Origin of the sequence: Janthinobacterium sp. 78 (genome assembly GCF_003096775.1) — a bacterium.
In the GTDB taxonomy this organism is placed as follows: Bacteria; Pseudomonadota; Gammaproteobacteria; order Burkholderiales; family Burkholderiaceae_D; genus Janthinobacterium; species Janthinobacterium tructae.
In genome coordinates this window covers 4,223,139-4,236,581 of sequence record NZ_QENT01000001.1, presented here as the reverse complement: position 1 = coordinate 4,236,581, position 13,443 = coordinate 4,223,139, and the positions used below count along the sequence as shown (strand labels likewise).

Genomic DNA, 13,443 nt, shown 5'->3' with positions numbered 1-13,443 from the left:
AAAGGAAATTACAATAGCTACTGACAAGTCACATCGCATCAATGGCGAAATCACTGCCCCTGAAATGCGTTTAAGCGGGGTCGATAACGAGCCACTCGGTATCGTAAGTTTGGCTGAAGCCTTCCGCCTGGCGGAAGAGGCAAACGTCGACCTGGTGGAAATTGCGCCTACCGCGCAGCCACCGGTTTGCCGTTTGATGGACTACGGCAAATTTAAGTATTCGGAGCAAAAGAAAGCTCACGAAGCCAAATTGAAGCAAAAGATCATCCTCGTGAAGGAAGTCAAATTCCGTCCGGGGACTGATGATGGTGACTACAATATCAAGTTGCGTAATCTCATCAAGTTCCTTGATGAAGGTGATAAAACCAAAATCACGCTGCGTTTCCGCGGTCGTGAGATGGCGCATCAGGATATTGGCTTCCGCATGCTGGAACGTCTGAAAGCCGATCTGGAGCCGTATGGCCAGGTCGAGCAGTTCCCGAAGATGGAAGGCCGCCAAATGATCATGGTTCTTTCGCCGAAGAAGAAGAAGTAAGCTACAATAGCGTTTTACTGTGAGTCGACGTGATTTGCGCCAGTCTTGGTGCGGCACCAGATTCCAGGCAGAATTTGCGCGGCCCTGACAGCAATGTCCGGGCCGCGCGAACTGTAGCGGACTCGCATCCGCTGCACAGCATGTGAAAGCAGGCATCTAAGCGCAGCGTCGTGTTGCCACCTGCAATCCTGTTATAAATGGAGCTGTCCGTAAGAGGACAGATTGCTATGCCTAAAATGAAGACCAAAAGCTCTGCGAAAAAACGTTTTCGCGTGCGCCCGGGTGGTACTGTTAAATGTGGTCATGCGTTCAAACGCCACATCTTGACCAAGAAAACCACCAAGCTGAAACGCGCTCTGCGCGGTACCACCAATGTCGCTGCGTCTGACGTGAAATCCGTCTACCGCATGATGCCGACTGCTTAATCTCACACTCAATATAAGGAGTTACTATGCCTAGAGTAAAACGTGGGGTTACAGCTCGTGCCCGTCATAAAAAGATTCTTGTTCAAGCTAAAGGCTACCGTGGTCGCCGCAGCCGTGTATACCGTGTTGCCAAGCAAGCAGTTATGCGCGCTGGCCAATACGCTTACCGCGATCGCCGCAACAAGAAACGCGTTTTCCGCCGCCTGTGGATCGCCCGTATCAACGCCGCTTCCCGTGAGCATGGCGTAACGTACAGCGTATTCATGAACGGCTTGAAAAAAGCAAATATCGAACTGGACCGTAAAGTCCTGGCCGATATGGCTGTGATGGACAAGCCAGCATTCGCTGCGATTGTCAACGCAGTTAAAGCAAAAATCGCTGCGTAAGCATCGGTGATTGCAGAACGTCATCCGTAGGGTGACGTCATAAAGAGCGGGGCAGGGGTTTTAACACCTTATGCCCCGTTTCCGTTTTTGATTGTTGGACTTTTGATAACCGAGTCCAGAATTGATGTCCAAAACAGGAAATGCCGCATGAACTCCCTAGAAGAACTCGTCGTCTCGGCCCAGGCTGACTTTATCGCCGCCGCAGACGCTGCCGCACTTGAAAACGCCAAAGCCCGCTACCTGGGCAAGACTGGCCAGATTACCGAAATGATGAAGGGCCTGGGCAAACTGGACCCGGACGCGCGCAAGGCGCAGGGCGCCCTGATCAATGCCGTCAAAGTGCAGATCGAAGACGCGCTGACGGCGCGCCGTGATGCACTGGCCGATGCCCAGATGCAAGGCCGTCTGAACGCCGAAGCGATCGACGTGACCTTGCCAGGCCGTGGCCGCATGCCCGGCGGCATCCATCCGGTGATGCGCACGTGGGAGCGGGTCGAGGAAATCTTCCGCTCGATCGGCTTCGACGTGGCCGACGGCCCCGAAATCGAGAACGACTGGACCAACTTCACGGCGCTCAACAGCCCGGAAAACCATCCAGCCCGTTCCATGCAAGACACGTTCTACATCGACGGCAACGACACCGATGGCAAGCCCTTGCTGCTGCGCACGCACACCAGCCCGATGCAGGTGCGCTATGCGCGCACGCATACGCCGCCGATCAAGGTCATCGCGCCGGGCCGCACCTACCGCGTCGACAGCGATGCCACCCATTCGCCGATGTTCCACCAGGTCGAAGGCCTGTGGATTGCCGAAGACATCAGCTTTGCCGACCTGAAGGGCGTGTACCTGAACTTCGTCAAGGCTTTCTTTGAAACGGACGATTTGCAAGTGCGCTTCCGTCCATCGTACTTCCCGTTTACGGAACCGTCGGCCGAGATCGACATCGCCTTCGGCTCGGGTCCCTTGAAGGGCCGCTGGCTGGAAGTGTCGGGCGCCGGCCAGGTGCATCCGAGCGTGGTGAAGAACTTCGGCCTCGATCCCGAGAAATTCATCGGTTTTGCTTTCGGCTCCGGCCTGGAACGCTTGACGATGCTGCGCTATGGCATCAACGACCTGCGTCTGTTTTATGAGGGAGATTTGCGCTTCCTCAAGCAGTTTAACTAAGGCGTTTCATTATTCCATGTCACTCGATGCGCTGGAGCGTGCCCTTGCATGCTCGCGCATTGAACATTTGAAAGCTTGATTATGCAATTTTCCGAAAACTGGCTCCGTACCATGGTCGATCCGAAGATGACTTCGGACGAACTGGCCCATCTGCTGACCATGTCCGGTCTCGAAGTCGAGGACGTCGATCCTGTCGCCCCGCCATTCTCGAACGTGGTGGTGGGCCTGGTCCTGGAGATGGAAAAACATCCGAATGCGGACCGCCTGAATGTGTGCCAGGTCGATGTCGGTACGGGCACCATGCTCAACATCGTCTGCGGCGCGCCCAACGTGCGCCCGGGCTTGAAAGTCGTCTGCGCGATGGCGGGCGCCATGCTGCCGCCTGGCGCCGATGGCAAGCCGTTTGAAATCAAGGTGGGCCAGCTGCGCGGCGTCGAGTCGCAAGGCATGCTGTGCTCCGCGCGCGAATTGAAATTGTCGGAAGAAAACGCCGGCTTGATGGAATTGCCGGACGACGCGCCGATCGGCCAGAATTTCCGCGATTACTTTGCCTTGAACGACTTGAAATTCACCATCAAGTTGACGCCGAACAAGGCGGACTGCCTGTCCGTGCTGGGTGTGGCGCGCGAAGTGTCGGCGCTCACGGGCGTGACCCTGAATGTGCCGCAGTTCCGCACCGTGCCGGTGTCGAGCGACGAAATCCTGCCCGTCAAAGTCAGCGCGCCTGACCTGTGCGGCCGTTTCACGGGCCGCGTCATCCGCGGCTTGAACGCCCGTGCCGCCACGCCGGACTGGATGAAGCAGCGCCTCGAGCGCAGCGGCCAGCGTCCGCTGTCGGCCCTGGTCGACATTTCCAACTATGTCATGCTGGAACTGGGCCGTCCTAGCCACGTGTTTGACCTGGCGAAGATCCACGGCAGCCTCGACGTGCGTTGGGGCAAGGCGGGCGAATCCGTCAAGCTGTTGAATGGCAACACCATCGCCGTCGACGAATGGCTCGGCGTCATTGCCGATGAGCAGGAAATCGAATCGCTGGCCGGCATCATGGGCGGCGACGCCAGCTCGGTTTCGGACGATACGGACAGCATCTACCTGGAAGCGGCATTCTGGTGGCCGAACGCCATTCAAGGTCGCGCGCGCCGTTTGAATTTCTCGACCGATGCGGCGCACCGCTTCGAGCGCGGCGTCGATTTCGCCACCACCGTCGAGCACATCGAGCGTATCACGGCCCTGATCGTGGAAATCTGCGGTACGCCGGCAACGACCGTCGGCCCCGTCGACGACCACGTGGTGAACTTGCCGCAGCGCCAGCCTGTATCGATGCGCACGGCGCGCGCGCAAAAGGTCATCGGCGTGCCGCTCAACGATGCGCTGATCGCCGATATCTTCACGCGTCTGGCCCTGCCATTCACCCTGGCGGACGGCGTGTTTTCCGTGACGTCGCCCAGCTACCGTTTCGACATCGAGATCGAGGAAGACCTGATCGAGGAAGTGGCGCGCGTGTACGGCTTTGAAAACATCCCGACCCTGCCGCCCGTGGCCGCGAACGTGATGCAGATTGCACCAGAAAATACCCGCTCCCTGTTTGCGGTACGTCATGAGTTGGCCGACCTGGGCTTCCAGGAAGTGGTTAACATGAGCTTTGTCGATGCGGCATGGGAGCGCGATTTTTCGGGCAACACCAATCCGATCAAATTGCAGAATCCGATCGCCAGCCAGATGAGCGTGATGCGTTCCTCGCTGATCGGCAGCCTGATCGCCAATGTGCGCTATAACCTGAACCGCAAGACGAACCGCGTGCGCATCTTCGAAGTGGGCGCCATCTACCAGCGCGACGACAGCGTGGAAAACGGTCCCTTGTCGGTGGCTGGCTACGCCCAGCCGAAGCGTGTGGCTGCCATGGCCTACGGCGCGGTAGCCGACGAGCAGTGGGGCCAGCCAGCCCGCACGGTCGACTTCTTCGACGTGAAGGCGGACCTGGAAGCGCTGTTCGCGCCGCTGGTCTTGCGTTTCACCAAGGCGGAGCACCCGGCCCTGCATCCGGGCCGTTCGGCCAACGTGGAACTCGATGGCAAGGTCATCGGTTTCATCGGCGAATTGCACCCGCGCTGGATGCAAAAGTACGACTTGCCGCTGGCGCCCGTGCTGTTCGAAGTGGACGCCGCTGCCCTGACGCAAAGAGTCGTGCCCGTGTACCAGGAAATCTCGAAATTCCCTGGCGCCAGCCGCGACCTGGCCGTGGTCGTCAAGCAATCGGTAGCGGTGCAGGATCTGCTCGACAGCTTCCACGCCGCCGCCAAGGCAAGCGCTGCAGCGCGTATCGTGCAAGCCATTGTTTTATTTGATGAATATCGTGGAAAAGGGCTGGAAACGGATGAAAAAAGCCTTGCTTTCCGGATTAGCTTGCAAGATACTCAAAACACCCTGCAAGACGATGTCGTCGATGGCTTGATGGCTGTCCTGATCGATGCTGCCAAGCAGGGCCACGACGCGAAACTGCGTTCGTAATACCGGACTGGCCGTCGCCTTGCGTGACGGCCTTTCCGTCGTCAACCGTAGACGAGCTTGCCATGTGGCGGGCTCGGGCGCACAGAAAAGGCAGGGCAGGAAAATTAATAACAGCGACGTTGATTCCGCCGTACTGCAATCCGCACTGGCTGCCGATTTGCATCGGGCCATGCTGGTTGCCAAGGTGCGCCAGGAAGCGGAAAAAGATTTACCCACCTTGACCAAGGCGGAACTGGCCGAACTGTTGTTCGAGCAAGTGGGCCTGAACAAGCGCGAAGCGAAGGATATGGTCGAGACCTTTTTCGACGAGATCCGCAATGCGCTCGAGCGTGGCGAGGCTGTCAAGCTGTCCGGTTTCGGCAATTTCCAGTTGCGCGACAAGCCGCAGCGGCCGGGCCGCAATCCGAAGACGGGCGAAGAGATTCCCATCACGGCACGCCGTGTCGTGACTTTTCATGCGAGCCAGAAGCTGAAAAGCATGGTCGAAGAGACCAGTCCGCTGGCACGTGCTGCCTGAGTGAGTGGCGATGAACGAGCGCATCAGTAAAACCGAGTTGATCGCCTTGCCGCCCATTCCGGCGAAACGCTATTTCACGATCGGCGAGGTGAGTGAGTTGTGCGGCGTCAAACCGCACGTACTGCGCTACTGGGAGCAGGAGTTTTCCCAGCTCAAGCCGGTCAAACGACGTGGCAACCGCCGTTATTATCAGCACCATGAGGTGCTGCTGATACGCCGTATCCGCGAATTGCTGTATGAACAGGGCTTTACCATCAGTGGCGCGCGCAACAAGCTCGATAGCCGTGGCGCATCGCATGCCGTCCTCGACGAATTGCCTGTGCTGCCGGCCATGCCTGTCGTGCCGCAGGAAGCACCGCTGGACCGCGTGTGGATACGCAATGAATTAATTGCGATTTTAAACTTGCTAAAATAAGATTTGTACCAATATAGGTCGGGTTGTCCGATACCGGCCGACTAGCTTACTTGGATTGCATGGGCTTGCCGCCCGGGCGCTGCCGCTAGCCTGCGGCGCGCCATATTTTGAATATAATGTTAATGTTGCGTTTTTGTTAGTGACGCTAAGCCGGAGCAGCGTGCAGGTTCCGGTAGTCTTTCCCAGGCCAGGAAAATTTAAGGGGAAACAATGATACGCGTTGCCATTTGTGATGATCACCAAATAGTACGAGCTGGATTCAAGCAGATTTTTTCGTCGTCAAGCGATTTCAGTGTGGTGGCGGAAGCCGGTACGGGGCGCGAAGCGCTCGATATCGCCCGCCGCGAAATATGCGATGTATTGCTGCTCGATATAGCCATGCCCGATCAGAGCGGCATCGATACCTTGCGCACGATCCGCCAGGGCCAGCCGGAATTGCCCGTGCTGATACTCAGCGGCTATCCCGCGCAGCAATACGCGCTGAACCTGTTCAAGATGGGCGCGAATGGCTATCTGAACAAGGAATGCGAAGCCGATGAGCTGATGACGGCCGTGCGCACCGTGTTCCAGGGGCGCCGCTACGTCAGTTCCACGGTGGGCGAGTTGCTGGCGCAGTCGTTCGACCGCGACACGAATGCGGCCCTGCATACGGAATTGTCGGACCGCGAGTTCCAGGTCTTCCTGCGCCTGGCGCGCGGCGCGACCGTGTCCGATATTGGCGTGGCCTTGTCGTTGAGCATCAAGACGGTGAGTACTTACCGTACGCGCATCATGGAAAAAATGGGCTTGCAATCGAACAGCGACTTGACCTATTACGCAATGAAAAACAATTTGCTTGACTAGCGCTGCGGTGCGATCATGGAAACATGATCGCTCAGCCAGCTAGCCAGCACGACTTGTGCAGTGCAGCAGTCTGTGGCGAGGACTATAATTGGCCGGCGCCGGCGCTATTTCTTGCGCCGAACCTTGCTAAGGATGCACATCAGGATGTATTTCACCGTTGAACCGGCCCCGAATCACCGCCTGCCCCTGTACAAGACGATCCTGTGCGTCACTTGCGCCTTGCTGCTTGTACTCAATGGTTTCAGCCTCTATCATAACTTGCAGTCGCTGAAGGGCACGAATGCCTTGCTCAGCCAGAGCGCCCGCGTGGCGGACCGCCTGCAGTACTTGAACGTGCTCGTGCTCGATGCGGAAAGCAGCTTGCGCGGCTATTTCATTTCCGGCTCCGAAACGTATCTGGGCCCGTCGAAGACGGCTGCCACCGAAATCGACAACGAATTGAACGAGCTGCAAGCCTTGCTCGCGGGCAGTCCCACCCAGCTGAAAAACCTGGCGCAATTAAAAAGCTTGATCCGCCGCAAGATGTCGATGCTGCAAGAGTCGATCGAGGTCTACAAGCAGGGCGGGCTGGCTGAAATCGTCAATATCTCGCGCGTGACCGATGACCGCGCCACCATGGACGAAATCCGCCTGCAGGTGGTGATCATGACGCGCGAACAGAATGAAGCGCTGTCGTCCGGCAGCGCCGCCTTTTATCATGAGTACCAGAAAGCCGTGCTGCTTGGCATCGGCATCAATGCCCTGGCCATCCTCGTGCTGATCATGTTTTACCAGCTGGTGCGGCGCAGCTTCCAGAACCGCGCGGCCGTCGAGTATGCCCTGCAAAATGCCAACGACACGCTGGAATCGACGGTCAGTAAGCGCACGGAGCAATTATCCGTGCTGTCGCGCCATTTGATCAGCGTCAATGAAGTGGAGAAGGCGCGCCTGGCGCGTGAGCTGCACGATGAGCTGGGTGCCCATTTGACGTCGATCAGCATGGACCTGGGCGCCGTCACGCAGCAACTGGCGCACACCCAGCCGGAACTGGCCGCGCAATTGCGCCGCGCCAAGGCGACCCTGCTGGAAACGGTGGAACTGAAGCGCCGCATCGTCGAGGATTTGCGCCCCAGCCTGCTCGATAACCTGGGCCTGTGCGCCGCCATCGAAAGCTATTGCGAGGATTTTGCGCGCATGAGCTCGGTTCGCTGCGAAACGGACGTGGCCATCAATATCGATAACCGCGAAGCCACCCTGACGATTGCCCTGTTCCGTATCGTGCAGGAATCGCTGACGAACATCCTCAAATATGCGCGCGCCGGCATGGTCAGCGTGACCTTGAAGCGCAATGAACACGGCCTGGTGCTGCGCGTGATCGACGACGGCATCGGCATCACCGAGGATGCGCTGCAAAAACCCATGTCGCACGGCTTGCTGGGCATGCGCGAGCGGGCCTTGCTGCTGGGCGGCACCCTCACCGTGCGCCAGGGGCCGGAAGGCAAGGGCACTTGTGTGGAAGCCGTGATTCCGCTGCCGCTGACGCCGGAACCGGAAGAGCTCGACGAAGACGCCAGCGTGTGAGTGTTTTTGGATGCAAAAAAATGGCCGGGCATGCAGCCCGGCCATTTTTTTATCTATGCAGATCAGCAGCGGTTCAGCAGCGCGACACGTCGCGCAGCAAGCGGTCGTATTCCGTCTTGGCGACCTTGTAGCACTCGCCCGCATAGCACTCCAGGCCGGCGCGGTCCAGCACCGTGATATTGCCGCGGCGATAGTGGATCAAGCCTTCATCTTGCAGTTTGCCGGCGGCGGCCGTGATGCTTTCGCGGCGCACGCCCAGCATGATGGAGATCAGCTCTTGCGTCACTTTCAATTCGTTCGATGGCGAACGGTCCAGGCGGTCCAGCAGCCATCGGCACAGCTTTTGCTCGATCGAGCTGTGGCGTCCACCGACGGCGTTCTGCGCCATTTGCGCAAACAGGGCGTTGGTGTAGCGCATCAGCAACTGGGGCAGGGCGCCGCCTTGATTGAAGGCGTCGCGCAAGCTTTGCGTTTTCAGGCGGTAACCGTAGCCGGCGCTTTGCACGACGGCCGTGCACATGGCGCGCTCGCCTGCCAGCAGCGAGGCACCCGCCACGCCTTCATGGCCGACGACGGCGATTTCCGTCGTGGCGCCATCTTCCATGACATACAGCAGCGAAATGATGGCGGTGGTGGGGAAATAGCTGTATTCCAGGTTGTTACCGTAGGCATACAGTTCCTTGCCGAAAGGCAGTTCCACCAGTTCCAGGTCTTCGAACAGCGATTCGAGCGCGGCGCGTGGCAGGGCGGCCAGCAATTCATTTTGTTGGGCACTGCTGAGGCTAACCCGCGACGCAAGCTTGATTTCCCGTCCAGCCGCCGGCATGGCGCGCGGCAGCAACTGGTTCTTCTGGACCGGGGTGATAAGTTGAGTATGGCTCATAGTATTCCTCACAGGCTTTTTACATCGGAGTGCGACTGCCGCGTTGCTGGTTAAAAAAGCTGCCGTACTCATGTGGTAACGGCGTTTTTTTTCGACCGCGCGGTGCAGATCGCGATGTAGCTACTTTAAGAGCTTATGTAAGTGGCGAACATAAGATTAGCAGTCGCCACCTTGTAGTCTCTTTTGAGGCGAAATTGTAGTCCTTGTCCTACATGCACACTTTAGCCTAACTAGCCTTGCGCCGTTCTGCGCGATTTTGTGATATGACGCGCGGCTTATTGGCGCTCCACAGGCCGGCCGGACGCACGCTGGGCAAGCCGTCGCGCATGCTTGCTGCGGGCGCCGGGCGCGTGCCTGGCACCTCGTGCTGCCCCAGGCGGAAGCGGCTGACGGCCTGCGTCAGCGCCTCGCCCTCTTGGTGCAGGCGCTGCGAACCGGCGCGCGCCTCGTCGACCAGGCCCGCGTTCTGGCGCGTCATGTCGTCGATTTGCGCCAGCGCGCCGTTGATGCGGGCGATCTCGCCATTCTGTTCGGCGCCGGCGCTGCTGATGCGCCCGATCACCACGGCCACCTGCTGTACCGCATCGACGACTTGCCGCATGGTGTTGCCGGCGGCATTGACGAGCTCGCCGCCCGCATCCACGGTGGCCACGGAATCGCCGATCAGGCGCTTGATTTCCAGCGCCGCTTCATTCGAGCGCTGCGCCAGACTGCGCACTTCGGCGGCGACGACGGCAAAGCCGCGTCCTTGTTCGCCGGCTCTCGCCGCTTCCACGGCTGCATTCAGGGCCAGGATATTCGTCTGGAAGGCGATGCCGTTGATAACGCCGATGATGTCGACGATCTTGTGCGAGCTGGCCTTGATCGAGGCCATGGTCTCGACCACGGCGCCCACCGTTTGCCCGCCGCGCAGGGCCACGTCGGCCGCCGTCGCCACCAGCGTGCGTCCCTGTCCTACATGGGCTTCGTTGCGGCCCACAGTGGCCGTCAGCTCGCGCATCGAGTCCACGGTGGCGCCCAGCGCGTCCGCTTGCGTGGCCGTGTGGCCGGACAGGGCCGCATTGCCCTGGGCGATATCGGCGCCGGCCGCCGCGATGACGGCCGCGCCGCCGCGGATTTCCTGCACCAGGGTGGCCAGGCCGTGCGTCATGGCGCCGAAGTCGCGCACCAGGTCGCCAATTTCATCATGCGCCTGCGAGGTGATGCGCTGCGACAGGTCGCCGGCCGCCGCCGCGCCGACGGCCAGGCGCAATTGCGTCACGTCGCGCGCGAACGCGGCATAGAAACCCGCGCACAGGTAGGCGGCGGCCAGCAGCACCAGCAACATGGCCGCCAGGATCAGGCCGCGGCGCGCCTCGTCGCGGGCGATACGCTGCGCCAGCAAGTCGTCCAGCGCGCTGGCCGAGGCGCCGGACAGCGCGTGCAGGGCGTCGATGGCTTGCATGCCGGCCGCGTGGAATTGCGCGCCCGAGGTCTGGTCGTAGGAGTTGGTCACTTCATTTTTCGTGCGTTCGAGGAAGGCCAGTGCCGTCGGCACGGCTTTCAGGGCCGGCTGCAGGCTGGCGCGCAAGGCCGGCTTGGCGGTGAGGATTTCGTCGAAGCGGGCCGGCAGGCGTTCCAGTTCGTGGCGCGCGATCAGGGCGTTGGCGTTGACGAGTTGATCTTCGTTCGCTTCGAACAGGCCCGTGTCGATGTAGGCCGCGCCGCGTCCGGCGATGTCGGACAGGCTCTCGGCCAGGTCGGGCAGGGTGGCCGTGAAGACGGCGCTCAGGTGGTTGGCGCCCGCGTCCGGGTCCAGGCTCAGGTGCGAACGGTCGGCCACCAGCTGGCCCAGTTTGGCCGCCTGGCGCAGCAGCGCCGTGTGCGCCGCGTAGCTGTCGCGCGCCGCGAGGCCCGCCTGGCGGCCCAGCAGGGCTTGCCACTGCTTGGTCAGCTCGGCCGCCTGCGGCAGGCCGGCGCCCGCTGGCAAGCGCGCCAGGGACGCCAGCGCGGCCGTGATGCGCGCATTGACGGCCGAGTTGTCCATGCCCGCCTTGCCGCTCAGGCGCAAGTGTTCCAGGCCGCGCCGTTGCTGCAGCAGCCGCGTGCCTTCCTGCAGCTGGCGCACATAGGCCACGCCCCGCTGCGCATCCTGCGCCTGTGCCAGCGACTTGCCCAGCTCCGAGATCAGCAGGGTGGTCGCCAGCGCCAGCGGCAGCAGGAAGACCAGGCAGACCAGCATGAATTTGGGCAGCAGGCGCAAGCGCTGCATGAGGCGGATGGCGGGGGTAAGGAGGATTTTCATCGGTTTTCCAGGGTAGGGTGACAACATTTCTGCAATGCAATGTTGCCTGCGGATTGTGACCCCTTGATGAAGTGGGCAATTTTGCTTTCCGCCCGAGTGAAGCAGTTCACACGGAAGTGCGATCCTTCTGTAAAATCGAGGGTTTTTTGCGAGGGCCATATTATGGTCACCAATATGGCCAACGAGAACGACATCACTACCCCCGATTCCAGCGACAATGCGGACAACGCCGCAGCGTCAGCCAGCAGCAAGGCGCCTGCCGTGATCGCGCGCGAAGTGGCGCGCCGCCGCACCTTCGGCATCATTTCCCACCCGGATGCGGGTAAGACCACGCTGACGGAAAAACTGCTGCTGTTCTCGGGCGCGATCCAGATGGCCGGTACCGTCAAGGCGCGTAAGTCGGGCCGCCACGCGACGTCGGACTGGATGGAGATCGAGAAGCAGCGCGGCATTTCCGTCGCCTCCTCGGTGATGCAGTTTGAATTTCGCGGCCACGTCGTCAACCTGCTCGACACGCCGGGCCACCAGGACTTCTCGGAAGATACCTACCGCGTGCTGACGGCAGTCGACTCGGCGCTGATGGTGATCGATGCGGCCAAGGGCGTGGAAGCGCAGACGATCAAGCTGCTGGCCGTCTGCCGCATGCGCAATACGCCCATCGTCACCTTCATGAACAAGATGGACCGCGAGACGCGCGATCCGCTGGATCTGCTCGACGAACTTGAATCGGTGCTGAAGATCCAGTGCGCGCCCGTCACCTGGCCGATCGGCATGGGCAAGAACTTCCGCGGCGTGTATCACCTGCTGAACGACGAGATCATGCTGTTCAAGGCCGGCGAAGAAAAAGCCGACGGCGCCTTCGAAATCATCAAGGGCATCGACAATCCGCGCCTGCAGGAGATGTTCCCGCTCGAGATGGACCAGTTGCGCATGGAAGTGGAGCTGGTGCACGGCGCATCGAATCCGTTTAACCTGGAGGAATTCCTCTCCGGCGTGCAGACGCCCGTGTTCTTCGGTTCTGCCATCAACAACTTTGGCGTGCGCGAGATTCTCTCGGCGCTGGTCGACTGGGCGCCGGCGCCGCGCGAGCGCGACGCGACCGTGCGGTCGGTGGCGCCGTCCGAGCAGCCGTTTACGGGCTTCGTTTTCAAGATCCAGGCGAACATGGATCCGGCGCACCGCGACCGCATCGCCTTCTTGCGCGTGTGCTCGGGACGTTTCGAGCGCGGCATGAAGGTCAAGCATTTGCGCCTGGGGCGCGAGATCAAGGTGTCGAACGTGGTGACCTTCATGGCTTCCTCGCGCGAACAGGTGGAAGAAGCGTACGCGGGCGACATCATCGGCTTGCCGAACCATGGCAACATGCAGATCGGCGACAGTTTTTCCGAAGGCGAGATGCTGACCTTTACCGGCATTCCCTACTTCGCGCCAGACTTCTTCCGCTCCGTGCGCATCCGTAATCCCTTGAAAATCAAGCAGTTGCACAAGGGTTTGCAACAGCTGGGCGAAGAGGGCGCGGTACAGGTCTTCAAGCCGGTGCAGGGCGGCGAACTGGTACTGGGCGCCGTCGGCGTGCTGCAGTTCGAGGTGGTGGCGAGCCGCTTGCTCAACGAGTATGGCGTCGACGCCGTGTTCGAAGGCACCAGCATCAGCAGCGCGCGCTGGGTCAGTTGCGACGACAAGCGCATCCTGCAGGATTTCGAGAACGCGCTGGGCCACAACGTGGCCTACGATGCGGCCGGCAACATGGCTTACCTGGCCACGTCGGGCGTGAACCTGCGCCTGACGGAAGAGCGCTGGCCGAAGCTGACGTTCCACGCGACGCGCGAGCATTCGGCCAAGCTGGCTTGATGTAGCGGGTGATGTCGGATTACGCGCTGCGCGCTAATCCGACCTACGCCGACCTACGCCGACCTACGCCGA

General features: G+C 60.4%; 12 protein-coding genes. 10 read left to right on the top strand and 2 right to left on the bottom strand.

Annotated features, from left to right (window positions below; translation table 11 throughout):
- Nucleotides 1-13: 13 nt before the first annotated feature.
- From infC to C8C92_RS18500, 9 genes are all read left to right on the top strand, one after another.
- Nucleotides 14-535, top strand: coding sequence for a translation initiation factor IF-3 (gene infC, locus C8C92_RS18540; RefSeq protein ID WP_081344545.1), 522 nt, complete (start codon nt 14-16; stop codon nt 533-535).
- 227 nt (nt 536-762) lie between these two features.
- On the top strand, nt 763-960 hold the full coding sequence (gene rpmI, locus C8C92_RS18535; RefSeq protein ID WP_010399216.1) for a 50S ribosomal protein L35: 198 nt from the start codon (nt 763-765) through the stop codon (nt 958-960).
- 26 nt (nt 961-986) lie between these two features.
- On the top strand, nt 987-1,346 hold the full coding sequence (gene rplT, locus C8C92_RS18530) for a 50S ribosomal protein L20 (protein ID WP_010399214.1): 360 nt from the start codon (nt 987-989) through the stop codon (nt 1,344-1,346).
- A gap of 147 nt (nt 1,347-1,493) precedes the next feature.
- Entirely contained in the window at nt 1,494-2,510 is a 1,017-nt protein-coding gene (gene pheS / locus C8C92_RS18525; RefSeq protein ID WP_010399212.1) for a phenylalanine--tRNA ligase subunit alpha, read from the top strand.
- Between the two features lie 81 nt (nt 2,511-2,591).
- A complete protein-coding gene (pheT, locus tag C8C92_RS18520; protein WP_116744899.1) occupies nt 2,592-5,018 on the top strand; it encodes a phenylalanine--tRNA ligase subunit beta in 2,427 nt (808 codons plus the stop codon).
- A 169-nt stretch (nt 5,019-5,187) separates the two neighbouring features.
- Nucleotides 5,188-5,535 carry an integration host factor subunit alpha gene (locus C8C92_RS18515; RefSeq protein WP_010399205.1) on the top strand — a complete coding sequence of 116 codons (348 nt, stop codon included), beginning with the start codon at nt 5,188-5,190 and terminating at the stop codon, nt 5,533-5,535.
- A 10-nt stretch (nt 5,536-5,545) separates the two neighbouring features.
- Nucleotides 5,546-5,950, top strand: coding sequence for a MerR family transcriptional regulator (locus C8C92_RS18510; protein ID WP_116744898.1), 405 nt, complete (start codon nt 5,546-5,548; stop codon nt 5,948-5,950).
- Between the two features lie 210 nt (nt 5,951-6,160).
- Nucleotides 6,161-6,793: a response regulator transcription factor gene (locus C8C92_RS18505; protein WP_034783185.1), complete on the top strand. Its 633-nt coding sequence runs from the start codon at nt 6,161-6,163 to the stop codon at nt 6,791-6,793.
- Nucleotides 6,794-6,937: 144 nt separating this feature from the next.
- Nucleotides 6,938-8,353, top strand: a complete 1,416-nt coding sequence (locus C8C92_RS18500) for a CHASE3 domain-containing protein (protein ID WP_099763283.1) — start codon at nt 6,938-6,940, stop codon at nt 8,351-8,353.
- Between the two features lie 73 nt (nt 8,354-8,426).
- Here C8C92_RS18500 and C8C92_RS18495 read toward each other — a convergent pair whose 3' ends face one another.
- Nucleotides 8,427-9,236, bottom strand: a complete 810-nt coding sequence (locus C8C92_RS18495) for a Crp/Fnr family transcriptional regulator (protein WP_099763284.1) — start codon at nt 9,234-9,236, stop codon at nt 8,427-8,429.
- Nucleotides 9,237-9,462: 226 nt separating this feature from the next.
- Nucleotides 9,463-11,520 carry a methyl-accepting chemotaxis protein gene (locus C8C92_RS18490; RefSeq protein ID WP_116744897.1) on the bottom strand — a complete coding sequence of 686 codons (2,058 nt, stop codon included), beginning with the start codon at nt 11,518-11,520 and terminating at the stop codon, nt 9,463-9,465.
- Between the two features lie 174 nt (nt 11,521-11,694).
- On the opposite strand from C8C92_RS18490, the gene C8C92_RS18485 reads away from it, so the two are divergent.
- Complete coding sequence (locus C8C92_RS18485; RefSeq protein WP_096238552.1) at nt 11,695-13,371, top strand: peptide chain release factor 3; 1,677 nt, start codon at nt 11,695-11,697, stop codon at nt 13,369-13,371.
- Nucleotides 13,372-13,443 lie beyond the last annotated feature (72 nt).